Origin of the sequence: Acidihalobacter aeolianus (assembly GCF_001753165.1) — a bacterium.
Taxonomy (GTDB): domain Bacteria; phylum Pseudomonadota; class Gammaproteobacteria; order DSM-5130; family Acidihalobacteraceae; genus Acidihalobacter; species Acidihalobacter aeolianus.
Map to the genome: position 1 here is coordinate 2,182,776 of NZ_CP017448.1, position 24,701 is coordinate 2,207,476.

Here is a 24,701-nt window from a genome sequence, read left to right on the forward strand (position 1 = left end):
TGTCATCCATAAACATCATTCGGTGGTGAAACGCGCCGCGGACTGCAGCCGTTCACGGACACCCGCCTCATCCATCAGCGGAAACACCCGCGTCATTTCAGGCCCGTGCACCTGCCCGGTGAGAGCGGCGCGCAGCGGCATGAACAGGTCGCGTCCTTTAAGACCCGTCGCAGCCCCCACCGCCTTGGCCCAGGCGCGAAAATCCTGCGGATGCTGGTCCAGCGCTTCCAGACCGGCCTCGAACAGCGACGTCGGAGCAGCCCGCATGGCCGTCTCTGCCTCGGCCGAACGCGGCGGCGACGCCTCGAAGAGGGCTTCGGCCCATAACGCCACATCGCCTGGGAAGAGCACATTATCCCGAATGGCCGCCAGGAATACATCGCGACTGGCAGGGGGAACCGGGGCAACCGCGGCCCCGGCCCACTCCAGCAAAACGGCGTCGTCAGCGGCGGCAACGGCAAGACGCTGCCAATGATCCAGCTGATCCATGTCGAATCGGGCGGCGGCACGACCCAGGCGTGCCGTATCGAATCCGGCGGCAAGCCCCACCATATCGAGCAGACCGTCGTCGGCGTAGTTGTGGCCCAATCGCGCCAGATAATTGTTCAGTGCGGCAGGCAGATACCCGCGTCGACGCAGTTCGCTCAACCCCAGGGCGCCATGGCGTTTGGACAAGGGTGCGCCGTCGGCGCCGACGATCAGGGCGAGGTGCCCATAACTCGGCTCGCGCAGCCCAAGGGCACGCATGATCAAGAGCTGCCGCGGCGTATTGCTGATGTGATCCTCGCCACGCCACACGTGCGTGACCTCCATTAGGGCATCGTCCACGGCATTGCAGAAAAAGAAGGCCGGCGTCCCGTCTGCGCGGCGAATCACGAAGTCGCCGATATCATCACTCGCGAACGCCTGGCGACCGCGGACCAGATCCTCGAAATCGAGTGTCTGCCCTTCCGGCACCCGAAAACGCAGCGTGTGCGCTTCACCGGCACGCACCCTGGCCTCGGCCTCCGCATGCCCCAGGTGCGCACAGGTGCCGGCATAGCGTGGAGGCTGCCCGGCAGCACGCTGGGCAGCACGCTGGGCGGTGAGTTGTTCCTGCGTGCAAAAACAGGGATAGGCGTGCCCTTCGTCCAGCAATCGCGTATAGAAGCCCTCATAGATACTGCCGCGTTCGGACTGCAAATACGGACCGTGTCCGCCGTCGGCACCCGGGCCTTCCTGCCAGTCAAGGCCAAGCCAGCGCAGGTCGTCCTGCAAGGCCTCGGTGAATGCCGAGCGCGAGCGCTCCGCATCCGTATCCTCGATGCGCAGCAGGAATCGCCCGCCGACACTCCAGGTGTGCAGTGCCGAAAAGAGGGCCGTACGCAGGTTACCTAGGTGCAGGTTACCGGTCGGGCTGGGAGCGAATCGGGTCTTGATGGGCAAGGTGAGCATGGCGCGGATGGTAGCTGAAAGCCCGAAGCAAACAAACTTCGCACGCGCCTTCGGGTTTCACGCGCCGCCGCGAGTCCGTATTATGTCGCTCCGATACGGCCCCGAGCCACCTTTCAGAGATGAGGCTTAACCCATGAGTGATCAAGCAAATCCGCAGGTCGAGTTCACCACCAGCCGCGGCACCGTCGTGCTCGAGCTTTATCCTGAGTCGGCGCCGACCACGGTCGAGAATTTCCTGAATTATGTGAACGACGGCTTCTATGACGGGACGATCTTCCATCGCGTAATCCGCGGTTTCATGATCCAGGGCGGCGGCATGACGGATGGCATGCAGCAGAAGCCCACCGGTGTGCCGATCAAGAACGAGGCGGACAACGGCCTCAAGAACGATCTCGGAACCATCGCCATGGCACGCACTGCGATCCCGGATTCGGCGACCGCCCAGTTCTTCATCAACGTCAAGGACAACGACTTCCTCAACTTCCAGTCCAAGACCCAGTCCGGCTGGGGATACTGCGTTTTCGGCAAGGTCGTGGAAGGCATGGACGTGGTGCACGAAATCGAACGCGTAGCGACCGGTAACCGTGCCGGGCATCAGGACGTGCCCACCGAGACCATTCTCATAGAACGCGCTGCCGTCCGCAGCGCCTGAAGCCAGACACGTAGCGATGCCGGCCGAACAACTGTTCATCTCGGATCTGCACCTGGACCCTTCGCGACCCGAGGTCATCGAACTGTTCCTGGCATTTCTGCAGGAGCGCGCCAGTCAGGCCGAAGCCCTGTATATCCTCGGCGACCTATTCGAATACTGGATCGGGGACGACGATACCCGCGACGGCCTGCAACCGGTACTAACCGGTCTGCGGACCTTGTCGGATCGCGGCGTACCGGTTTACGTCATGACCGGCAACCGTGACTTCCTCATGGGGGAGGAGTTCGCCAGAAAAACGGGCTGCTCCCTGCTCGGGGACACTCACAGGATTGAGCTATTCGGAGAACCTGCAATATTGATGCATGGTGACACGCTGTGTACTGACGACCAGCCCTACCAGCAATTGCGCTGTATGCTGCGCAACCCCGACTGGCAGGACCAGTTCCTCTCCCTACCCCTTGGAGAGCGCCGCAAACAAGCGGAGAATTTGCGCAGCGAAAGCCGACAGGCCACTAGCGAAAAGGCCGAAACGATCATGGACGTGAACCCAGACACGGTTGCGGCGTGTTTTCAGGCACACGACGTGTCCATGATGATCCACGGACATACACACCGCCCGGGCAGACATGCGCTCGATGTCGACGGGCATACACGCACACGCTGGGTACTCGGAGACTGGTATACACAGGGGAGCTTGCTCAGCGCCTCCACGGCCGGACTGACCCTGGAGACGCTTGAGCTCTAGCTGGCAGACCTTGCGCGGGCAGACAGCTCAGAAGATGTTGAAGATATCGTCCACGATGTCTTCGCCAACTGCCATGCCGGCACCCAGGCCAAGACCCGTCGTCAGAGTACCCAGAAATCCGCCTCCACCCACATTCCATCCACGGGTCTGCATCGGTGGATTGGGATGCGTGGAAACCGCATTCTCAAGTTCCTGGATATGCTGCCCCATCTGCTGCAACACGAACATCGTTTGCTGCTGCTGCTGCTTGAAGGCCATCGCAATCTCACGGAGATCCATTGCCAGTTCCCGCGCGGTCGTCTGATCCGGAGCGACCTGAGGCAACTTCTGGGCGACCGCCTGCACGCGCTGCATCACATCCTGGGATTGTGACTGAATCTGTGTAATCTGTTGTTCGGCTGAGTAGTAGTCCATGACAACCTCCTTAACCAACTGCTCAGTGCCATGGACACCCTAAGACGGGGTTAGTTCCTCGGCCAGGGTGAGGGCAAGTGTAGTGGGGCCTGCGCTGGCGCCATGCCCTGGGCACCGATCCGGTAATAGCGATAATCGGATGGCAAGGCAAACAATGCCGCACGAACGTCTGCACCATGCCGATAGTCGGTCAGCTCCTTTCGATCGCCGTTCGGATGCCATTCGACGATGGGCATACCCAGCCTCAATACCCTGTCAGGCGCGAAAATGAGATCGGCCAGGGAACAGGCCGTCTGCATCGACCGTGGCGTCTTGTCCAGATCCGCTGCCTGCTGTCCTGCCAGCGTCGCCTTATAGGTCATCAGCGCCCGACGCACACCATCAAGCAGACCCGGGACCACCATGGCATCCATGCAGCGATCGCCGTTGGCATAGAAGGTATAGTGCAGCGCCTGGCGCCCTCCGATCCTCGGTGCCCCCGGAACCTGTTCGTACCGTTTGCTCAGCTTGAGTGGGATCGGTGATTTGACAGCAACCTTGCGCGGCGCTATCACCAGAACGGTACCGTCACCCCGGTCCACGCTGTAGAGAGTCCGCGTGGCACGCACGAACAGCATGTAGTTGCCCTGTGCGCGCCCCTCATCGAAACGGATATAGCCAGGCGTGACCAGCAGCCGGGTGACATATGGTGGCCGGCCATGGGGAAATTCGCGGTACTGAACAACCGTGGCGGGGCCGCTCTGTGACGTGGTGGCAGCCATCACTGCGGCAGACAACAGGCAGCCGACGAAAAGACCGAGCGACCGTAACACAAGCCACTTTCCCGCCCACCGCATCATTCGACGCTCTCCTTCTGATCCGAGCCAGCATTAGCTGGCATCACGGAACCGACACACAGCCCGATCACGAGATCCATGACATTCGTCCCAGTCGGGCCCGTCGAAATCAGATCGCCACTGACAGCCAAAAAACTCCCGGCATCGGCCCGCTCCAGCGCCACGTCAGGATCGAGACCTCCCGCGCACCCGCGCTCGATGCTGCCGCCATCTACCAGGGCGCCGGCATCCGAGGTCGGGCCATCGGTGCCATCGGTACCAGCGGCCAACAGCCAACAATCGTCCTGGCCGTCCAGTACAGTAGCGGCCGCCAGGGCAAAATGCTGATTCCGACCGCCGTGGCCGGGAGCGTCCGGCAGCATCACCGTGGTCTCCCCGCCACCGATCAAGAACCCCGGAGGCGCGTGCCGCAGACTGGTTGCAATTTCGCGTCCAGCCAACCCTGCATCCCCCGCAAGCAGGTGCGGCCACATCGACACCGGATATCCCGTTTCGAGCGCCGCCCGCCGAGCCGCATCCAGCGCATGCTGCAAGGACGCGACCAGATAATGCGGCACGGCCGGCAGGCCGGCCAGGTCCGCAGGTGTCGACGCCAGCCGCTCCGCAAGCCAGTCCGGCAGCCCTCCGACGGAACCGGGCAAGGGCTCTGCCAGCAGCCCCGATCCGATCGCCCTGGGATCGTCGCCAGGAACATCGGAGACGACCAGGGCGAGCGCGTCACGCCCGCCGAGCTGCCGGCGCAGACCGCCTCCCTTGATTCTCGAAAGTCGCTGGCGAACCCGGTTGACTTCGTCGATTGGTTGACCGCTGGCAAGCAGCCAGTCCGTGGCGCGGCGCAGAAACGCGAGGTCTACGCCGGCGACGGGAACCTCGACAAGGCTCGATGCGCCGCCGGAGATCAGGAACAGCAGCCGACCATCGACGGGTGCTGTCTCGATGAAGTCCAGCAGGGCATCGCCCGCCTGCAGGCTCCCTTCGCCCGGCCAGGGATGTTCGGCGTACATCATGGCGAAACGCCCGTCGTTTCCCAGCGCCCCGCTCAGGTGGCCGCTCTTGGTGATGACGAGCCCGCTATGCACGGCGTCCCCCAAGACGGCCAACGCACCGATGGTCATCGCCTCGGCCGCCTTGCCCACGGCAACCAGATGCCATGGCCCCGTATCTGGCGGATGAGTTCGCAGCCATCGTTCGACGGCGTGACCGCCCTCGACCGCCGCCAGGGCCTTCCGGTATATCGAAAGCAGGAGTTGACGCGGATCGATGTCAGCCAAGACCGCGCGCCAGATCGGCGATGATGTCGTCCGCCGACTCCAGACCCACCGCCACGCGCAACAGGCCGTCGGAAATCCCCGTTTCGGCACGCTGCTGCGGGCTCAGACGTCCATGCGTCGTGGTCCCTGGGTGGGTGATCGTGGTTTTCGTGTCACCGAGATTGGCGGTGATCGAGATCATTCGGGTCGCATCCACGACGCGCCAGGCCGCCGGCTGTCCGCCCCGCACCACGAAGGAGAGAATACCGCCGTAACCGCTTTGCTGGCTGCCGGCCAGCATGTGCTGGGGATGGGTGTCCAGCCCCGGGTAGTAGACCTGCTCGATCTGCGGCTGCTCGGCCAGCCACTGCGCGACGCGCAACGCGTTGGCGCAGTGCGCACGCATGCGCAGGCTCAAGGTTTCCAGTCCCTTGAGGAAGATCCAGGCGTTGAACGGACTCATCGTCGGCCCCGCGGTACGCAGCACTCCGAAGACTTCCTTGCCCACGATCTCCGCCCCGCCCACGACGGCACCGCCCACCGCACGCCCTTGGCCATCGAGGTACTTGGTCGCCGAATGGATGACCAGATCGGCGCCCAGTGCCAGCGGTCGCTGCAGGGCAGGCGTACAGAAGCAATTATCCACCGCGAGCAACGCCCCGCCCGCGTGGGCGATCTCTGCCAGGGCGGCGATATCGACGATCTCGGTGAGCGGATTCGACGGCGTTTCGACGAAGAGCATCCGGGTATTGGGGCGCAGAGCGACGCGCCAGCCGTCGAGATCGCACAGGTTGACGAAATCGACCTCAATGCCGAAACGACGCAGATAACGGTCGAAGAGCACCGTCGTGGTACCGAACACGCTGCGCGAACAGATCAGATGATCGCCATGCTGCAGGGTGGCCATGCAGGCGGCCAGGATGGCGGCCATGCCCGACGCCGTAGCGACACAGGCTTCCCCGCCCTCCAGCGCGGCCAGCCGGTCCTGGAAGGTGCGCACGGTGGGGTTGGTGAAGCGGGAATAGATGTTTCCCGGAATTTCCCCGGAAAAACGCGCCGCCGCCTCCGCGGCACTGCCGAAGGCAAAGCTGGAAGTGGTGAAAATCGGCTCGGAATGCTCGCCTTCGCCGGTACGCACCTGACCGGCACGGACCGCCAGCGTGTCGAAATCGTAGTTGTCGTATGAATCCATGCGGTTGAACCCCTCCGCCGGGTATGATTTTGACTGCGCGGGGCCGGCATGCGCCGACCCGCCAAAAGCGCTAAAGCAGGTCCGGAAGGGCCTCTCGCTTTAGCCGCATTTATAAAGCGCCCGCAAGCTGAAGACTCAAATCGGCGCTGATCGAACGCTACCTATGCACGTCGAGGGTGTCAATCGATTACTGGAATATCACGGCCCTTTGCGGCGTCTTTAATGAGCCAGGCCTTATCCAACGATAACCTCCAATTATGACTCTCTCATCGGCTATAGTTATCAAACTGCAATGATTACTACTGCGTGCGCTCAGGGACCCAACAAACCCATGAAATCCACAGGGCTCCAATTGCTGTTTCACTGGGTGAAACACTGCACGGCGACGCTTATTGCACTATGGCTTTCCGCTCCTGTCGCCTTAGCAATGGAAGCGTCTCCCCATACCATCAGCCCGGACCAACTCTTTTCCTTCGCGGTCGTACCGCAATATACGCCCCAAAAAGTAAGACAGATTTGGCAACCCATACTGACCGCCGTGGAACACGCTTCCGGCATCAGACTCAAGCTCATAGTCCCACCGAATATCCAAAGCTTCGAGCATGACCTTTATGCCGGCAAATATGATTTCGCCTACATGAATCCCTATCATCTGCTGATCGCTCATCGCCAGCAGGATTATCGCCCCATTTTGGCTAATGCGCACCGCACACTCCGGGGGATCATTGTTGTATCCAAGCGAGGGGGGATCAAACGCCTTTCCGAATTGTCCGGGTTACGCATGGCCTTTCCGGCCCCCGACGCTTTCGCAGCCAGCATGCTCATACGTTCCGAACTCAAACTTCAGTACCATATTTCCGTAATACCGTGGTATGTGGTCAACCATAGCTCTGTCTTCATGGATGTCGCCTTGGGTCTTGCCCCTGCGGGTGGCGGTGTCTACGCCACTCTGCAACAGCAGCCTAGACAGATCCGCCAACGCCTACGCGTACTCTATGAAACGCCCCCTATGCCCACCCACCCCATCGCCGTGGATGGCCATCGTGTTCCGCCGAGTGTAGTTCATCGCGTCACCGACGCCTTCCTCGGCTTGAAGGCAACCCGGGAAGGTCGCCACCTGCTTGCCGCAGTTCCTTTCGTCGAGATCGAGAAAACCTCCTACGACCGATATCGGCCGCTGGAAGCGCTGGATCTGAATCAATTCGTGGGCAAAGGACACTAAGCTCATGGGCATCCGGTTCAAACTACAGGCCCCCTTCATCGCGATAACCCTGATTCTGTTCGCGACCATTGCCGGTCTGTATTTCTACTGGATACCACAGGTCGACGAGAGGGCATTCGTGCAACTGGAGCATGCGACCCTGTCAGAAATGCAGTTGTCTGCGGAAACCATTGCGCCCGCGCTCGAGGATGGCAACATCGCCTTGATCCAGGACGAGCTGCGCACGATCCATGACCAGCATCCCCACTGGATCGAACTCACCCTGCGTGATCGTGACGGCGTGAGGCTTTACCCGCTCTTCGGCCTTCGGCCAATTACCCGGGATCCGAAGCAACAGGATATCGGTGACGCATCAGCCTATCGCCAAAGCCTGCACATGACCTTACCGATCAAGAACCGCTTGGGCGATGCCATCGGGTATCTTCAGGTCTCCGCCGACAACTACTACATGGAACAACAGGAACACCGCACGATCCTCCTGACTCTGACCATCCTGAGCGTCATGGTCGCCTACATCATCTCCATCGGACTGTTTCTAATGGAGCGGTGGTTCAATCGTCCTTTGCGCGACCTGCTTGCTGCGACTCACAGAATTACGGTAGGTGACTACGACTCTCCCATCAAAACCCTGGCCCATGATGAAATCGGTCTGCTCGCAAGCCATTTCAACCAAATGCGTAGCAAGGTTCACAATCGCGAACTCAGCCTACAGGACGCGACCCATGAAGCTGAAAAGCTACGCGACACCTATGCTGCGCTTAGCGAATTGAATGCATTCATTGCGGAACGTCCTTCGCCTCCTGAACTCATTCAACGTTCGGCCTCCATCATGCAAAGAGCCCTGAAACCCGATTTGATTTGGATAGCACGTGTCGATTGGGACGACTTAAGCCTCAAGTGCGAGCACATCAGCCACCCATCTGAAAACCACTTGGACCACGGCGGCATTGAGCAGGCCATCTCGGCCATTAGAATCGGTGACAATCACGCTACGAATATCTTCCAGCAGATCATGATCGGCGGTGGGGTGCGTTGTGTACCCTCTCTTTTCGAGGAACAGGGTCTGGGCAGCTGGTGGGTTCTGTTATCCCGCCTGGACATCGACTGCATGCTGGTTGCGCCCATCATGACGGATGGGCACGTCTCCAGAATAGTCGCGCTGTTTGGTGGCGAAAAGGGCGTTTGCGAACCCAGAAAAATCAAACTGCTCGAAGAACTCTCCGAAAGAATGGGCTTGTCGTTGGAAGACCACGCAAAGGATCAGGAACTGCAGTGGCACGCACATTACGATCCGCTGACCCAGCTACCCAACCGAACATTGTTCATGGGGCACCTTACCGAATTACGCAGCAAATCCCTCATGCATGCCCAGGAACAACACTTCGCGGTAGGTATTCTCGATTTACACGGGCTTAAGAGCATCAATGACCGTTTGGGCCATCAAAGTGGCGACATCGCAATCCGAGAGCTTGCAAACCGCCTCATCACGCATCAGCAGCCAGGGGATCTCATTGCACGATTAAATGGTGACGAATTTGGCCTGATTCTCTTCCCGGCTCGCGGCGACCCCCATTGGCAACATGCATTGAAGCGGTTGCTGGAAGATCTGACCGCACCATTCCTTCTCCCTGAAGGAGAAAGCATAGAGATCCAATCCCATATTGGTCTGGCCATGAGTCCCACTGACGGCAAACATCCGGAATCACTGCTGCGTCGTGCCGATTTGGCCTTGCAGGAAGCAAAATCCAACGAAGTATCCTGTTATCGCTTCTTCACACCCGCAATGGAAGAGCAAATGCTGCGCCGCTATCACGTGCAGCATGAGTTCATGGAGCTTATCGAGAAGAACGGACTGGAACTACATTACCAGCCTCAAATGGACATCGCCGCCTCGACCATTATCGGGTACGAAGCACTGATCCGATGGCCTCTACCTGAAGGCGGATATCGCCCGGTCAGCGAATTCATCACCCAGGTCGAGTTAGACGGACGTCTGATCCGGGCATTGGGCTGTTATGTCATCCGGAATGCTCTTGCCCAGCTGGAGACGTGGAAAGTATTCGGCTATGCAACCACTGTTTCCGTAAACATTGGCGCTCGCCACCTGTTGGCCCCGGAGTTCCTGCAGGACCTTGACCACAACTTAGCTCGGCATGAGTCCGTACGGCATGCGCTCAAAATCGAAATTACCGAAACCGCCTATCTCAACGACCTGGGCAAGACGGCCAAGGTTCTGCACGCATGCCATAAACGTGGCATCAAGGTTTCACTCGACGATTTCGGCACGGGGTACGCCTCGTTGAGCTATCTGCAGCGCCTACCCTGCGATCAGATCAAGATCGACCAGAGCTTCATCAGGCAAATCTTCGACGTCCCACAGAATCAGGCCATTGTCGCCGCACTCATTACTGCCGCACGCCAGATGGACCTGGAAGTAATTGCCGAAGGCGTTGAGACCACCGCACACGCCATCAGACTACTAGAAATGGGTTGCTTGACCGTACAAGGCTATGCGGCCTCCAAGCCCATGCCCGCCGATCAGGTCATCCCTTGGGCACAAGCTCAAATCCCCAATGTCACCTTGCCTGAATGGGCACGTGCCGCAGTCAACCTCTATGACTGCCGATTGCTCGCTATTGCTGCCGAGCATCATCTAAGCGCCTGCAACAGCTGTGAATTCTCCGCCAACAGGGCCTTTAGTGATATTTCAGCCGCCACAACTGGAGATCAAACCTGTCGATTCAATCTCTGGTACGAGCGGGAAGGCAGAGAGACATACGGCGAACATCCGGAGTTTGAACGCCTGGGTCAAGCACATGAGCGCACACATAAAATCGAGTCCGCCAGCTGCCAACTCTGCAGAACCCCATGCCATCAAGATCCGTCCAGCAGCAGCCAAGAATCGATTCCGCATGACACACAAGCAGCCCAATCCGAATTTCTGAAGTTGTTTTGGGAAGTGGTTAGCCCGGAAGAATACGACGCCCTGATTACATCCAGAAGGCGTGACTCAAAAATGATTGGGGATGTCGGTTAAAGGCCTGTTACCCGGGGCGATGTACACCAGTGTACCGACAGGCACTTGGCTAAAGAGCTCGATCACATCCTTATTCATCATGCGCACGCAACCATGCGAAGACGGGATGCCAATGCGGCCCTCTTCCGGCGTTCCGTGGATGTATATGTAGCGGCTGTGGGTGTCCACGTCGCCACCTTCGTTGAAACCAGGCTGCAAACCCGTCAGCCACATTACCCGACTTGTGACCAGATCCCTTTCTGATCGATTCTCTGGATTGGTGATGATTCGCGCCAGTTTTCCAGTATCGCGACGCGACTTGAAGATAGTGCCAGCCGGTGCGCCCTCGCCGAATTTCTGTGCGATTCGGAAAACACCCACAGGCGTGCGATTGCTACCCTCCCGATTACCGATACCCCATTGTGAGGTGGATACGCGATAGGTTAGCTGCACGTGGCCGTGATCTAGCAGATACAGGCGCTGCTGACGCACATCGACCACGATGACATGTGCATCTTCCGGTCCTGGGTAGCGCCGCGCCAGCTCTCGCGCCACCGCGGCCAGGGTCTGCGCAGAGGCCTCGCCGGACGGTGTCGCGATCACGGTCTTATGGTCCGGCGGCAAGGCCAAGGGTATGGTTTCGGCCCGCACGGCAGTAGCACACAGCAAAAGTGATACGAGGCCGCAGAGCGGCCCGAGGACATTGCGCAACATAGGGCATTCAAACCGTGTTGTGGAGATCGATATGGGCCTGGCGCGGGACTCGCACCACACTGGCCCCCTCACCGCGCCGACGCTCCAGCGCGGCAAGATAATCCCGACTGACGCCGGTGACGTAATCACCGTCAAACACCGCCGTGTCGAAACGACCGAGCTTGGGATTGCCCTTCTGCACCGCACGCACCAGATCCGGCAAATCCTGGTAAAACAGACGATCCGCGCAGATCGCTTCGCAGACTTCCTGCTCGGTGCGTCCGTGGGCGATCAATTCGTCGGCCGCGGGCATGTCGATGCCGTAAATATTCGGATAGCGTACCGGCGGGGAAGCCGAAGCGAAGTACACCCGACGTGCGCCGGCATCGCGAGCCATCATCACGATCTCACGCGAAGTGGTGCCGCGCACGATGGAATCGTCCACCAACAGCACATTCTTACCTTGGAACTCGAGACCGATGGGATTGAGCTTCTGGCGCACCGACTTCTTGCGCTGGGTCTGGCCCGGCATGATGAAGGTTCGCGCGATGTAGCGGTTCTTGATGAAGCCTTCGCGATACTTCACCCCCAGGCGCATTGCCAGCTCCAGGGCGGAAGTTCGGCTGGTTTCCGGTATCGGGATCACCACATCGATATCGTGGTCCGACCATTCGCGCTGGATCTTGCGACCCAGGTAGTCACCCATGCGCATCCGCGCCTTGTGCACGAAAACGTCGTCGATAATCGAGTCCGGTCTGGCGAAATAGACGTATTCGAAGATGCACGGCGAATACTGGGCATTGTCCGCGCATTGTCGGCTGTGCAGATGTCCGGCGAGATCGATATAGACCGCTTCGCCCGGCGCCAGATCGCGGATCAGCTTGAAGCCCAACGCATCCAGGGCAACGCTCTCCGAGGCGACCATGTATTCGAGTCCGTCAGGAGTCTCGCGCATGCCGTAGACCACCGGACGAATGCCATAAGGATCGCGGAAGGCGAGAATACCGTGGCCGTTGATCATGGCTACCACAGCATAGGCACCCTGGCAGCGGCGGTGTACGGCAGCAACCGCGTGGAACACGTGATCCGGCTCCAGATGCAGCGGCTGCTGATGCAGCAGTTCCTGAGCGAAGATATTGAGCAACACCTCGGAGTCGGATTCGGTATTGATATGACGCCGATCCTGCAAGAACAGTTCGCGCTTGAGCGATTCGGTATTGATCAGGTTGCCGTTATGGCCCAGCGTGATCCCAAAAGGAGAGTTGACGTAGAACGGCTGCGCTTCGGCCGACGAAGAAGACCCTGCAGTCGGATAGCGCACATGGCCGATACCGACGTTGCCCACCAACTCCTGCATATGCCGGCCACGAAAAACGTCACGTACCAGCCCGTTGCCCTTGCGCAAATACAGACGCCCATCGTGATAGGTGACGATGCCCGCAGCGTCCTGCCCTCGGTGCTGCAACACAGTCAGTCCGTCGTACAAGGATTGATTGACGGGGCTTTGCCCGACGATGCCTATGATCCCGCACACGCAGCGAGGCCCTCCGATAATTGAGCGTGTATGAACGCGCCAGTATCAGCCATAGCTGATCTGGTCCGCCAATCTGGGGGGCAGATAACCGCGCAGCCAGATCGCGACACGCTGAAAATGTTCCAAAAGATAGGAGTGGTGCCACCAATTTTCCTGCGGAAGCGTCGTCAACCCTGCCAGCAGCACCAGCAGGATGACCAGTAGCGCTCCGCGCACCAGACCGAAGAAAACGCCAAGAGCACGGTCCGTTCCGGACAGCCCCGTCCGTTTGATCAATTGCGCAGCGAGATTATTAAACAGCGCCCCAAGTACGAGGGTGATGATGAACAGCAATCCAAATGCGACCCAAAGGCGGAGAATTTGTGAGTGTATAGCCCCCGGCAGGATAGCAGCCAATCTGTCCGAGAATTCCAGCGCAAGCCAGATCGCAAGTGCCCAGGTTGCCAGTGAGAGTGATTCGCGCACAAACCCACGAAACAGGCTGACGATCACCGACACCACCATGATGGCGACGATCAGTATGTCGGCGCCGTTCATGGGTAGGGAACCACAATGCCTTTGAGCTTGACGGCATGGTCGATGCGCACCAGCATCGACTCGGCCTTGGGTTTTGACAGCCGAGGCCCGACACGGACTCGGAAATAGGTTTTACCGGCATGCCGAAAACGGTCGATATAGGAATCGAAGCCTTTCTTGCGCAAGCGGTCACGCAACATATTTGCGCTATTTTCATCCACCAGGCTCGCCACTTGTACGACCCAGGCGGTAACCACCGGCTTGCCGGGAGGGGCAGTGACCGTACTTGACGGCGGCGGCGCAGGCGGTTTCGGACTCGCCCTGGGCGCCGATGTCGGGGCTGGCATAGGTGCCATCTGTGCCGGCTTGGGTGCCTGTTTAGGCGCAGGTTCGGCCGCGCGCCGCTGAGTCGGGGACGCCACAACAGGCTTTTCCGCCGGGGACGGAAGCATGGGGGGCGTGGCTGCAGGCGCTTTTGCCACCGTCGAGGGTACGGATGACGTTGCCATCTGTGGCAATGGGGCAACATTCGCTGGCATTGCCTGGCTCGTTGCAGGCGGCAACGGAGGGTGGCTCGCACCATTGAAATGGTAATTGGGTTCGGGTGGCAGCTTCATCTTCACCGCAACAGGCTTGGACCCACCTCCGCTGAGCAGCATGGGCAGGAAGATGACGGCCAAAGCGATCAGTACAGCCGCACCGATCAGGCGTTGTTGCAGACGCTTATCCATAGTCGCCGACGTCTCGAAGGAACGCTGGGGATTATACGCAGGCCTGGCGTACCGCCGCCACGGTCAGAAAGGAACCAAAGACGACGATACGATCATTCGGCCGACTCATGCGGGAGGCTTGGGTATAAGCCTCAGCGACCGTATCACAAGTGTGGACCACACCCTGTGTAGGCCGCATCCGTGCAATCAAGGACACGGCATCCAACCCTCGCGCTCCGTCCAAACCGCCCACGAACCACTCGTCGATGACTTGATCCATTGCAGCCGCGATCCCGCTGACATCCTTGTCCGAGAGCGCCGAGAACACGGCAAGTGTACGGCCAGTGACGGGATTGGTTGCCAGCAATCCGGCCAGCGCCCGTGCCGCCTGCGGGTTGTGTGCGACATCGAGATAAATCGGGCAAGCCGCACCTTGCATGGGCTCGAAGCGGGCGGCAAGCCTCACGGAAGCAAGCCCAGATGCCATGGCATGTGCAGTCACCGGTAGTTGATCCTGCAGGCATGCCAGCGCGGTGCAGGCACAAGCTGCGTTATCGATCTGGAACGTGCCGCGCAATCCCGGGTTCGGCAGCCTGGCTTCCATCTTGCCAAACCTCCAGGTCATGCCGTCGGCATGTGACTGTGCATCGAAATCATGCCCGATGCACAGTAATCGTGAACCAGCCTCCGCCGAAGCCTGCAGCAGCGTGCCGGGCGGATTGCGGTCGCCGCATAGGATTGGCCGGCCGGGTCGCTGGATGCCGGCCTTCTCGATTGCAATCAACTCACGCGTATCGCCCAGCCACTCGGCATGATCGATATCGACCGTGGTGATCACGGCCACATCCGCATCCACGATATTGACTGCATCCAACCGCCCACCAAGCCCCACTTCGAGCACCATCGCATCGACTCGCAAGCGCGCAAAACACCACAGCGCCGCGAGCGTGCCGAACTCGAAATAGGTCAATCGATGCTCACCTCTTGCGGCATCGATGTCTGCAAAGGCGTCGCAAAGCAGTGCATCCTCAACCGGCTGGCCGGCCACATTGACCCGCTCGTTGTACTTCAGCAGATGTGGGGACAGATAGGTACCGACACGATAACCGCCCGCATGGAGCATCGATGTCAGCATACTCACGGTAGATCCCTTCCCGTTCGTCCCACCGACCGTGATCACGGGGCATGAGGGCTGCAGTAAATCCAGCCGCGCTGCTACCTCGTGAACGCGTTCCAGGCCAAGCTCAATCGCCTTTGGCGCCAGCGTTTCCTGCCAGCGCAGCCAATCGTCCAGGGTATCAAAACGCATATCCGCCGACTGCAACTCAGGCGCTTTCAGGCAGTTCGGCTTCCGGGGCTGGGCGATGCGTGAGCATGGCGAGCAGGCTAGCGAGTCGTTCACGCAGCTCGCGGCGGTCGAGGATCAGATCGATGGCACCGCGTTCAAGCAGGAACTCGCTGCGCTGAAAGCCTTCGGGCAAGGTTTCGCGCACGGTCTGCTCGATGACGCGCGGCCCGGCGAAGCCGATCAACGCCGCCGGTTCGGCCACGTTGACATCACCCAGCATCGCGAGGCTCGCCGAAACACCGCCCATGGTGGGGTCGGTCAACACCGATATATACGGGATGCCTGCCTCGGACAATCGTGCGAGCGCGGCGCTGGTCTTGGCCATTTGCATGAGTGAGAACAACGCCTCCTGCATACGTGCGCCGCCGCTCGCCGAAAAGCAGATCAACGGCGCGCCGGACTCGTAAGCCGCATCCACGCCGCGCACGAACCGCTCGCCGACCACGGAGCCCATGGAGCCGCCCATGAAGCTGAAATCGAAAGCGGCGGCCACCACCGGCAGCCCCTTGAGACTACCGCGCATGACCACCAGGGCATCCTTTTCACCGGTTTGCTTTTGTGCCTGGACGATGCGGTCCTTGTACTTCTTGCTGTCGCGAAAACGCAGGGCGTCGACCGGCGACAGCTCGGCACCGATCTCGTTACGCTCTCCCTGGTCGAGGAAGGCGTCCAGGCGGCGGCGCGCCCCGATCCGCATATGGTGTGAGCATTTGGGACAGACGTCGAGATTGCGTTCGAGCTCGGCGCGGTATAACACGCCCTTGCAAGCAGGGCATTTTTCCCACAGCCCTTCAGGAACGCCGCGCTTGGCTGTCGCTTCCGTGCGGATACGTGACGGAATCAGCTTTTCGTACCAGCTCATCCGGCAACCTCCCCCCGATTGTCTGTCGCAACGGCATCGATGGCACGACGCATCCCTCCCACAAGATCACGTATTGCCGGATCCAGTCGTTCAGGTTGCTCGCCGTATGCCTCGATCAATTTCACCACGGCGCTGCCGACAACCACCGCGTCCGCGACTTCGGCAACCCTGGCTGCGGTCTGTGCATCGCGGACACCGAAACCGACACCCAAAGGCAGATCGGTATATTTCCTGATCGCGGCCAGACGTGTGCCGACGGCATCGACATCGAGCGTCGCTGCCCCCGTGACACCCTTGAGCGAAACGTAATACACGAACCCGCGGGCCAGCCGGCAAATCGCCTCGATACGTGATGCGTCGCTGGTCGGAGAAAGCAGAAAGATCGGATCAATACCGTAGGCGGCACACGGCGCAAGCACATCGGCAGCTTCCTCGGGCGGGAGATCCACGACGAGAATGCCATCCACCCCCGCTTCTGCAGCCTGCCGCGCAAAGGCGGCATAACCCATCACCTCGATAGGGTTGAGGTAAGCCATCAATATGACAGGCGTGGTGTCGTCGCTTTCACGAAAACGGCGCACAAGATCAAGTACGTGGTGCAATCCGACATGATGACGCAAGGCTCGTTCACACGCTGCCTGGATCACTGGGCCGTCGGCCATCGGGTCCGAAAAGGGCACGCCGAGCTCGATGAGGTCAGCGCCTGCAGCAACCAGTGCCTGCATCTGCCCGACGGCCGACTCCGGTGTCGGATCGCCTGCAGTGATATAGGTCACCAACGCCTTGCGACCCTCCTGCCGCAATGCAGCGAAACAATCTCCGATACGGCTCACAGCGTAATCCCCTCGATACGCGCGATCGTGTTGATGTCCTTGTCACCGCGTCCTGAAAGATTGATCACAATCGCCTGATTGGGTCGCATGGTCGCAGCCAGCTTGCCGCCATAGGCCAGCGCATGGCTCGATTCGAGCGCAGGTATGATGCCTTCGGTTCGGGTCAGCGAGTGAAACGCGGTCAGAGCCTCCTTGTCATCGACGGTGACATAGTTCGCTCTCCCCATATCTTTCAGCCAGGCATGCTCCGGACCGACGCCCGGATAGTCCAATCCGGCGGAGATCGAATGCGTCGCGAGAATCTGGCCGTCGTCGTCCTCCATCAGGTAGGTCCGGTTGCCATGCAGGACGCCCGGCCGGCCAGCGGACAGGGGGGCTGCGTGCTGGCCGCTCGCCAGGCCCAGCCCGCCCGCCTCGACGCCGTAAAGCTCGACCCCGGTGTCGGCGAGAAAAGGATGGAACAAGCCAATGGCGTTCGAGCCACCGCCGACGCAGGCTACGAGCGCGTCCGGCAGGCGCCCGATATGCTCAAGGCTCTGCGCCCGGGCCTCACGGCCGATCACCGACTGAAAATCGCGCACCAGCTGCGGGTACGGGTGAGGACCCGCCGCGGTACCGATGATGTAGAAGGTCGAGTCGATATTCGTGACCCAGTCGCGCATGGCTTCGTTCAAGGCATCCTTGAGGGTGCGCGAACCGGAGGTCACCGGCACCACCTCGGCACCGAGCAGCTTCATGCGATAGACGTTGGGAGCCTGGCGCTCGATGTCCTCTGCCCCCATGTAGACCACGCATTCGAGCCCGAGCCTCGCGGCCACAGTCGCCGACGCGACGCCATGCTGCCCGGCCCCCGTTTCGGCGATGATCCGCGTCTTGCCCATACGCTTGGCCAGCAGCGCCTGACCGACGGTGTTATTGATCTTGTGCGCGCCAGTATGGTTAAGGTCTTCTCGCTTGAGGTAAATCTGCGCGCCGCCGAGTTCGCGGCTCCAGCGCGCGGCATGGTAAAGGGGGCTTGGCCGACCCACGTAATGGGCCAGATCCGCGTCGAACTCGGCCATGAACTGAGGATCGCGGCTCAGGCGCTCATAGGCCTCCTGCAGGTCGAGCAACGAAGCCATCAGCGTTTCGGCCACGAAACGTCCACCGTAGATACCGAAATGTCCCCTTTCGTCCGGGAAGTTTGCCCAGTCGACCTGAGCCGACGGATTTTCATTGAGCATCGCCACGCCTCACCTCTTCCACAAAGCGCATGATTTTCGCAGGATCCTTGATTCCAGGAGCCGATTCCACACCGCTGCTGACGTCTACGGCGTAAGGATGCACGGCGCGCAGCGCCTCATATACGTTCTCAGGCGTCAGCCCACCTGCCAATACGATGGGTACCGGCCAGGCATCAGCATCGATTGCGCTCCAATCGAATGTTTGTCCAGTGCCCCCGGCCTTCCCCTGAGCATGACTATCGAGCAGGATGCCGCTGGCCTCGACGTAAAGGGCGGCGTAGCCCCGAGGGTCGCCCTGCCCGCCCATGCCAACTGCCTTGAGAAAGGGCATGCCGGCAGCACGGCATGTTGCGGGGGATTCTTGGCCATGAAACTGCAGCATATCGAGTCCGACATGTTCGGCGACCTCGCGCACCCAGCCAGCCTCCGCATCGAGAAACAGCCCTACGCTGGTTACGAACGGTGCAAGCGGCCTCACGATCTCGCGAGCCTGCTTCGGTTCAACGTATCTAGGGCTGCCCGGGTAAAAAACAAAGCCCAAGGCATCCGCACCGGCGGTAATCGCGGTCTCGGCGTCTTCGTGCCGGGTGATGCCGCATATCTTGATTCGTGTCCGCACGTGATCTCGCCCCGCCAGCAAGCATTACAGGGTAGCAGATTAACATCCGCCTCAGAAGCGAGGCGGACGCACAGCTGCTGGTAATGGATAAGACTCGGGATATTCGACGTGCGTGAAATACAGACCGTCGGGAGGTGCCGTCACTCCACCCAGGGTTCGATCCCGTAACTCGAGAATTTCACGGCTCCAGGCAGTCGCACGCTCACCCTTGCCGATATCGATCAAAACTCCCGCGATATTGCGAACCATATGGTGCAAGAACGCGTTGGCGTGAATGTCCAGATACACATAATCGCCATCACGTTCTACCGATATTCCATGTACGGTACGGATCGGACTCTTGGCCTGACAGGCCAATGCCCGGTAGCTGCTGAAGTCATGGCGCCCAACCAGATGTGCAGCCGCCTCCTGCATGCGTGCTTCATCGAGCGGTGTATGCACCCAGGTAACCTTGCGCCCTGCAAGCCCAGGTCGAACCCAGCGGTTAAGGATTACGTAGCGATATCGACGCGACAAAGCCGAAAATCGTGCATGGAAAGACTCATCGATCTCGGTTGCCCACTGTACGCTGATGGCTTTGGGCAGATTGGCATTCGCGCCCAGCACCCATGAACGCATCTCGCGCACCGCCACCGTATCGAAATGCGCCACTTGGCCTACGGCATGCACACCCGCATCCGTCCGCCCCGCGCAAATCAAGGAAACATCCCTGTCGGCAACCTTCGAGAGCGCGACCTCCAGACAGCCCTGAACCGTGCGTGTGCCAGTCTGCCGCTGCCAGCCGGAAAACCCCGTGCCGTCGTATTCGATACCCAATGCGATCCGCATCGACCACCCGCATCCTTCTCCCGAAAACACAAGGGGCCGGATCGCAAGCGACCCAGCCCCAGTAACTGCCCCTAGCAGCGGGGCAGAACGAGCGCCAAGCTTCAGCTCATTTGCTTGAGCAATGCCTCGGCTTCCTCACGCTGTTCCGGTGACCCTTCTGCCATCACCTCCTGCAACGTGCTCTGCGCCCCTTCCTCGTCTCCCATGTCGATATAGGCCTTGGCCAGATCAAGCTTGGTCGCAACCTCGTCCCCGTCGGTAATTAGACTGCCGCCTTCGGTAGCGGACTCAGACTCGATATCGTTGACATCGAACTCGAGGTCTTCAAGGTCTCCGATGTCATCCAGGTTATCCAAATCGCCATCGCTAGGCAGCGTATCAAGTTCAGCCGTTGCCGTTACTGTTGTTTCCTCGGGTGACTTCGGTTCGCTAAGTACGTCGGTCGTAGCAACTGGAGGTTCCGAAGATTTCGGGACTTCGGAACCGAGGTCGAGGTCAAAATCGAGGGACTCGAGATCATCTGGTGACACCTGGGCTTCTGCTTGACTCGAAACGCTTTCTTCCGGCGCCGCTGCGATATCCATCGATTCGAAATCCAACCCCAAATCATCGGGTTCGGAAGATGTTGCTGTCGCCGGCTCCTCTTCATGCTCGTCCAACGACGGCAGATCAAGGTCATCCATACTGAAGTCAAGCGACGTCAGGCTGTCATCCTCGGCTGCAGTCGGTTCTGTTTGTGCCGGCGAGTCGGCAGCGGGTTCTGCGATAGCTTCCTCGTGTGTATTCGGATCGCCGAAATCGAGATCGTCAAACGCGTTTTCATCATCGCCCAGGTCCAATTCGCCCAGATCGAATACCTCATCATCATCCTGGACAGCCGCAGTAGACTTTGCATCCACCCCGTCATCGCCCAGTTCGACATCCATATCATCGAGGTCATCCGCCTCACCCAGATCGAGATCGCTCAGATCAGACTTCGCACCAACGATATCGTCTGCATTCAAACCGCTGGTATCTGCCCCCATGTAAAGAGGGTTGTCAGGATTCAACGACTTGCCCAATGCAGCTACTCGCTGCCAGACCGGATCCTGCTGATTATTGCCGAGATCGTCTAGCAATCCCTTGGCTTCACGGTCGAAGGCGTCCTTATCCTTTGCGGCATAATGGCATTCAAGCAATTTGGCCCGATAGTCATGATTGTCCGGCTCATCCTCGATAGCCTTCTGAATTACTGCTTCGGCTTGCGGATAGAGGCCATATGCAATGTAAACATCTGCCTCGGCCATCGCATCATCAGTGGCAGCGGACGGCTCGTCACCCGTTAGCGGTTCGGCATCGTCGAAATCCGTGAGGTCGCTTAACTCATCTTCGTGCTGTTGCCCCTCGCCCTCATCAGCATGAGCCGTAGCTGCTACGGCGGCAGTGGCAGCGGCGCCCGCAACTACTGCACCAGCCAATGCTGTCGATGATTCAACGCTACTGCCCTTCTCTCCACCAATCGAAGGCCCATCACCTAGGGAAGGATCCAGCCCGCGGACTACGGGCGCCTGCTTGGCCTTGCCCGAACGGCGTACGATCAGCCAGAGCAAAACCAACAGCAGAAGGGCAAGTCCGCCAACCGCCATCAGGTAATTGGGGTTGTCCAACACCATGTCGACGATACTGCCACTTGACTGCGGCTTGGGTGGCGTCGGCTTAGCCGGAGGCACAGCATGCTTGACTTCTGGCTTGGCAGGCGGCGTTGCGTGCTTGACTTTAGGCTGTGCCTCTGTCGCCGATGCGGGCTTGGCAGCCGTCGTAGTAGCTGGCATTGCAGCTGTGGACGGAGTCGCCGAAGTGGCCGCATGCGGCATGGTCGCAGCCTGCGTAACCGGATGCTGCGCTGTTGTGGGTGCAGGCATCATAGCCATGGCAGGCTGGTTATTGGCAGTACCCGCATGACCTAGCTTGGCCTGCAATGTTGCCAATTCCTGATTTTTCAGCTCGAGCAATTTCTGTTGCTTGCTGACAATGCCTTGCAACGCATTGATGCGCGATTGCAAATCGTCGATCTGCTGCTGATTGGAAACGGCGGCTTCCTTGGCCAGCGAAAGTTCATGCTCAAGATTCGCCTTGCCGGTGCCGTCGACCATGGCCATCTGGCCGCCACTTGTCCCTGTGGATTTCGCCTCCGTGCCCATGATGCGCAGGTGGCCACCCTCATTGGTTGCCGTTTTGCCACCGTTAGCAGGTTTGGGGGTGCCAGGCGTGCTGCCGCCAGCCTTGAGTTGGGACTCCGCAACGGTTTTGCCTGCCATGCGCATGGCGTACTGACGCCACAAGGTATTTTGCTTGGCAACCTCGGAAGTGGCTGCGCTGCTGCTGATCGAGGACAACTGGCTTGTACTGGGTATCCGCAGCACGTAACCCGTCCTAAGACCATTCACATTATCTTTGATGAAGGCATCAGGGTTGGCACGCAATATACCGACCATCATGCGATTGATCTCGGCACCTGTGCTTGCGCCTTCCGATTTTGCAATATCCCACAGGGCATCGCCCTTCTTCACCCGGTATTGGCCTATCCCTCCCCTGCTCGAGGTCATCGAAGGCTTTGCCATGACGGTAGTGCGGGTAGCCGGTTTCGGTGGGGCATTGGAAGTTTGCATACCCAGCACAGGGGCCTGTGCCGGTGGGGCGACTACAGTCGGCATCTGTGAACTTGCCTCAGAATGCCCCTGCATATAGTTCGGAGGATTGAGCAAAATCGTGTATTCGCGCAGCAGGCGACCGCCGGACCAGTTCACTTCCAGCAGAAAATCCAGAAACGGCTGATGTACCGCTTGCGTAGTGGTAACGCGGATAACGGGCGTTCCGTTGCTCGAGCTAACAACCTTGAAATGCAACGTGTCCAGATAATCCGGCCTGGGAATACCCACGCGGGAAAACAGGCTTGGCGATGCCAGTGAGGCAGTTATGGCGCTGATATCCCCTGGGCTTACGCCCTGCAATTGGATATCCGCCTGAAGAGGCTGATTAAGGCTGGTGCGGACATCGATCGGGCCGAGGCCAAGTGCCTCGGAAGTTACAGGAGCCAACAGGCACCCGATGAGGGACAAGCCCAAGGCCAGTCTACGCACGTTCATATCCCCTCGGTTATATGCTTATCGGAACATGCCCGGGTCGCCAACGTGTAGCCACCCGCGCGGGGTTTACGGATACAGACGGGCACACAGCTTGTGTCCATGCTCGAAGTTCCCGTCGTAACTTTAGATTATTTTTAGTCTTTTATCAAAATCTCGGCGTTTTGAACACTATTGATTGCACCTCCTTTAGCAGATCATACGCAACCATGCACCGATAGAACTCTGAAGGACGGGGCGGATCGGCCAGGTACCAAATAATCTCATCCGCAAATTATGGGTTTCACTCAGAATCAAACATCGACACCATCATTCAAGGCCGATCAATGCTTGAACGAGCGTATGCATATCCTAGAAAGACCTGCATATCGAAAACGATATGTCATCCACTGAACATGATGGATACATAGCGCCGAGACACCGCGCAGGAATCCACCTATAATAATCAACCAATTGATAAATATGATATAAATAGTCAAAAACAATACCAGTCGGACACAACCATATCTGCCAAGCGTGCTGCTAAACTGTGTCGACCAGGATGTTGAGCATGCGTCGCAGCGGCTCGGCGGCACCCCACAGCAGCTGATCGCCGCAGGTGAAGGCGCCGAGGTATTGAGGGCCCATGTTGAGCTTGCGCAGGCGCCCCACCGGCACCTCCAGGCGGCCGCTGACCGCCGCCGGGCTCAGCTCGCGCATCGAGGTCTCGCGTTCGTTGGGGATCAGGCGCACCCAGTCGTTGGCCTCGCGGATCAGGCCTTCGATGTCTGACATCGGCGTGTCGTCGGTCAGCTTGACGGTCAGAGCCTGCGAGTGGCAGCGCATGCTGCCGATGCGTACGCAGAAACCGTCGATCGGCACGGTCCGCCCGGCGCCGAGGATCTTGTTGGTCTCGGCCTGCCCCTTCCATTCCTCGCGGCTCTGGCCGTTGTCGAGCTGCTTGTCGATCCAGGGGATCAGGCTGCCGGCCAGCGGCACGCCGAAGTGCTCCGCAGGAAATGCGGAGGAGCGCATCGTCGCGCTCGCCTTGGCGTCGATATCGAGAATCGCCGAGTTCGGATCGGCGAGTTCCGCCGCCACGCCGTCGTGCAGGGCGCCCATCTGCGCGAGCAGCTCGCGCATGTTCTGCGCGCCGGCGCCGCTCGCCGCCTGATAGGTCATCGCACTCATCCACTCCACGAGCCCGGCGCGGAACAACCCGCCCAGGGCCATCAGCATCAGGCTGACCGTGCAGTTGCCGCCGATCCAGGTCCTGCCGCCGGCCGCGAGACGCGCATCGATCACCTCGCGGTTGACCGGATCGAGCACGATCACCGCCTCGTCGCTCATGCGCAGGGTCGACGCGGCGTCGATCCAGTGCCCCGCCCAGCCGGCCGCACGCAGCTGCGAATAGACGGCCGAGGTGTAGTCGCCGCCCTGGCAGGTGACGATCGCATCCATCTCGCCGAGACGGGCGATGTCGTGGGCATCGGCCAGGGTGCTGCCGCCGGCGAAGTCCGGCGCCGCCCCGCCGGCGTTCGAGGTGCTGAAGAACTGCGACTCGATGCGTGCGAAATCGCCCTCCGCCTGCATGCGCTGCATCAGCACTGAACCGACCATCCCACGCCAGCCGACCAGTCCGACTTGTAGCTTTGCCATGATCCTGTCCCCCT

At 59.7% G+C, this 24,701-nt stretch carries 22 protein-coding genes; 5 read left to right on the forward strand and 17 right to left on the reverse strand.

From position 1 onward, the window contains the following. Window positions 1-15 precede the first annotated feature (15 nt). A complete protein-coding gene (gltX, locus tag BJI67_RS10055) occupies window positions 16-1,443 on the reverse strand; it encodes a glutamate--tRNA ligase (RefSeq protein WP_070072907.1) in 1,428 nt (475 codons plus the stop codon). A gap of 124 nt (window positions 1,444-1,567) precedes the next feature. On the opposite strand from gltX, the gene BJI67_RS10060 reads away from it, so the two are divergent. Both BJI67_RS10060 and BJI67_RS10065 read left to right on the forward strand, forming a co-directional pair. Beyond that, window positions 1,568-2,086 (forward strand): peptidylprolyl isomerase, encoded by a 519-nt coding sequence (locus BJI67_RS10060; RefSeq protein ID WP_070072908.1) that lies wholly within the window; start codon window positions 1,568-1,570, stop codon window positions 2,084-2,086. 16 nt (window positions 2,087-2,102) lie between these two features. Beyond that, entirely contained in the window at window positions 2,103-2,831 is a 729-nt protein-coding gene (locus BJI67_RS10065; RefSeq protein ID WP_070072909.1) for a UDP-2,3-diacylglucosamine diphosphatase, read from the forward strand. A 27-nt stretch (window positions 2,832-2,858) separates the two neighbouring features. Here the strand turns inward: BJI67_RS10065 and BJI67_RS10070 are convergent, their stop codons facing one another. The 4 genes from BJI67_RS10070 to BJI67_RS10085 are packed head-to-tail and all read right to left on the reverse strand — an operon-like array spanning window position 2,859 to window position 6,523. Next, a complete protein-coding gene (locus BJI67_RS10070; RefSeq protein WP_070072910.1) occupies window positions 2,859-3,245 on the reverse strand; it encodes a hypothetical protein in 387 nt (128 codons plus the stop codon). A gap of 50 nt (window positions 3,246-3,295) precedes the next feature. Then, window positions 3,296-4,084, reverse strand: a complete 789-nt coding sequence (locus BJI67_RS10075) for a hypothetical protein (RefSeq protein ID WP_070072911.1) — start codon at window positions 4,082-4,084, stop codon at window positions 3,296-3,298. Continuing rightward, window positions 4,081-5,352 carry a glycerate kinase type-2 family protein gene (locus tag BJI67_RS10080; RefSeq protein WP_197512987.1) on the reverse strand — a complete coding sequence of 424 codons (1,272 nt, stop codon included), beginning with the start codon at window positions 5,350-5,352 and terminating at the stop codon, window positions 4,081-4,083. Before BJI67_RS10080 ends, BJI67_RS10075 begins: the two co-directional genes overlap by 4 nt. Further along, entirely contained in the window at window positions 5,345-6,523 is a 1,179-nt protein-coding gene (locus BJI67_RS10085) for an O-succinylhomoserine sulfhydrylase (protein ID WP_070072912.1), read from the reverse strand. The genes BJI67_RS10080 and BJI67_RS10085 overlap by 8 nt, the downstream gene beginning before the upstream one ends. A 331-nt stretch (window positions 6,524-6,854) precedes the next feature. Between BJI67_RS10085 and BJI67_RS10090 the strand changes: the two genes are divergently transcribed. Continuing rightward, window positions 6,855-7,745, forward strand: coding sequence for a phosphate/phosphite/phosphonate ABC transporter substrate-binding protein (locus BJI67_RS10090; protein WP_197512989.1), 891 nt, complete (start codon window positions 6,855-6,857; stop codon window positions 7,743-7,745). A 4-nt stretch (window positions 7,746-7,749) separates the two neighbouring features. Next, entirely contained in the window at window positions 7,750-10,782 is a 3,033-nt protein-coding gene (locus tag BJI67_RS10095; protein ID WP_070072914.1) for an EAL domain-containing protein, read from the forward strand. On the opposite strand, the gene BJI67_RS10100 is transcribed toward BJI67_RS10095, so the two are convergent. Genes BJI67_RS10100 through BJI67_RS17825 form a run of 4 tightly spaced genes read right to left on the reverse strand, consistent with a single transcriptional unit; the run spans window position 10,756 to window position 13,761 of the window. After that, on the reverse strand, window positions 10,756-11,475 hold the full coding sequence (locus BJI67_RS10100) for a L,D-transpeptidase (RefSeq protein ID WP_083250799.1): 720 nt from the start codon (window positions 11,473-11,475) through the stop codon (window positions 10,756-10,758). The genes BJI67_RS10095 and BJI67_RS10100 overlap by 27 nt on opposite strands. 7 nt (window positions 11,476-11,482) lie before the next feature. Continuing rightward, on the reverse strand, window positions 11,483-12,988 hold the full coding sequence (gene purF, locus BJI67_RS10105; RefSeq protein ID WP_070072915.1) for an amidophosphoribosyltransferase: 1,506 nt from the start codon (window positions 12,986-12,988) through the stop codon (window positions 11,483-11,485). A gap of 45 nt (window positions 12,989-13,033) precedes the next feature. Then, the gene (locus BJI67_RS10110; RefSeq protein WP_070072916.1) at window positions 13,034-13,525 is read right to left on the reverse strand and encodes a CvpA family protein; all 492 of its coding nucleotides are present in this window, start codon (window positions 13,523-13,525) and stop codon (window positions 13,034-13,036) included. Next, window positions 13,522-13,761 (reverse strand): SPOR domain-containing protein, encoded by a 240-nt coding sequence (locus BJI67_RS17825; RefSeq protein WP_269449599.1) that lies wholly within the window; start codon window positions 13,759-13,761, stop codon window positions 13,522-13,524. The genes BJI67_RS10110 and BJI67_RS17825 overlap by 4 nt, the downstream gene beginning before the upstream one ends. Before the next feature lie 19 nt (window positions 13,762-13,780). Here BJI67_RS17825 and BJI67_RS18100 point away from each other — a divergent pair, with 19 nt between their 5' ends. Further along, the gene (locus BJI67_RS18100; protein WP_269449600.1) at window positions 13,781-13,912 is read left to right on the forward strand and encodes a hypothetical protein; all 132 of its coding nucleotides are present in this window, start codon (window positions 13,781-13,783) and stop codon (window positions 13,910-13,912) included. 354 nt (window positions 13,913-14,266) lie between these two features. Here BJI67_RS18100 and folC read toward each other — a convergent pair whose 3' ends face one another. The 8 genes from folC to asd all read right to left on the reverse strand — a co-directional run bounded on the left by folC (window position 14,267) and on the right by asd (window position 24,687). Continuing rightward, window positions 14,267-15,523, reverse strand: coding sequence for a bifunctional tetrahydrofolate synthase/dihydrofolate synthase (folC, locus tag BJI67_RS10120; RefSeq protein WP_070072918.1), 1,257 nt, complete (start codon window positions 15,521-15,523; stop codon window positions 14,267-14,269). A 16-nt stretch (window positions 15,524-15,539) separates the two neighbouring features. Beyond that, complete coding sequence (accD, locus tag BJI67_RS10125; protein WP_070072919.1) at window positions 15,540-16,424, reverse strand: acetyl-CoA carboxylase, carboxyltransferase subunit beta; 885 nt, start codon at window positions 16,422-16,424, stop codon at window positions 15,540-15,542. Beyond that, a complete protein-coding gene (trpA, locus tag BJI67_RS10130; RefSeq protein WP_070072920.1) occupies window positions 16,421-17,257 on the reverse strand; it encodes a tryptophan synthase subunit alpha in 837 nt (278 codons plus the stop codon). Before trpA ends, accD begins: the two co-directional genes overlap by 4 nt. Continuing rightward, window positions 17,254-18,480: a tryptophan synthase subunit beta gene (gene trpB, locus BJI67_RS10135; RefSeq protein WP_070072921.1), complete on the reverse strand. Its 1,227-nt coding sequence runs from the start codon at window positions 18,478-18,480 to the stop codon at window positions 17,254-17,256. The genes trpA and trpB overlap by 4 nt, the downstream gene beginning before the upstream one ends. Then, window positions 18,470-19,099: a phosphoribosylanthranilate isomerase gene (locus BJI67_RS10140; protein ID WP_070074084.1), complete on the reverse strand. Its 630-nt coding sequence runs from the start codon at window positions 19,097-19,099 to the stop codon at window positions 18,470-18,472. The genes trpB and BJI67_RS10140 overlap by 11 nt, the downstream gene beginning before the upstream one ends. A 51-nt stretch (window positions 19,100-19,150) precedes the next feature. Continuing rightward, window positions 19,151-19,927: a tRNA pseudouridine(38-40) synthase TruA gene (truA, locus tag BJI67_RS10145; protein ID WP_070072922.1), complete on the reverse strand. Its 777-nt coding sequence runs from the start codon at window positions 19,925-19,927 to the stop codon at window positions 19,151-19,153. Window positions 19,928-20,028: 101 nt separating this feature from the next. Continuing rightward, on the reverse strand, window positions 20,029-23,052 hold the full coding sequence (locus tag BJI67_RS10150) for a FimV/HubP family polar landmark protein (RefSeq protein WP_070072923.1): 3,024 nt from the start codon (window positions 23,050-23,052) through the stop codon (window positions 20,029-20,031). Window positions 23,053-23,571: 519 nt separating this feature from the next. Beyond that, window positions 23,572-24,687 carry an aspartate-semialdehyde dehydrogenase gene (asd, locus tag BJI67_RS10155; protein WP_070072924.1) on the reverse strand — a complete coding sequence of 372 codons (1,116 nt, stop codon included), beginning with the start codon at window positions 24,685-24,687 and terminating at the stop codon, window positions 23,572-23,574. Between the last annotated feature and the right edge of the window lie 14 nt (window positions 24,688-24,701).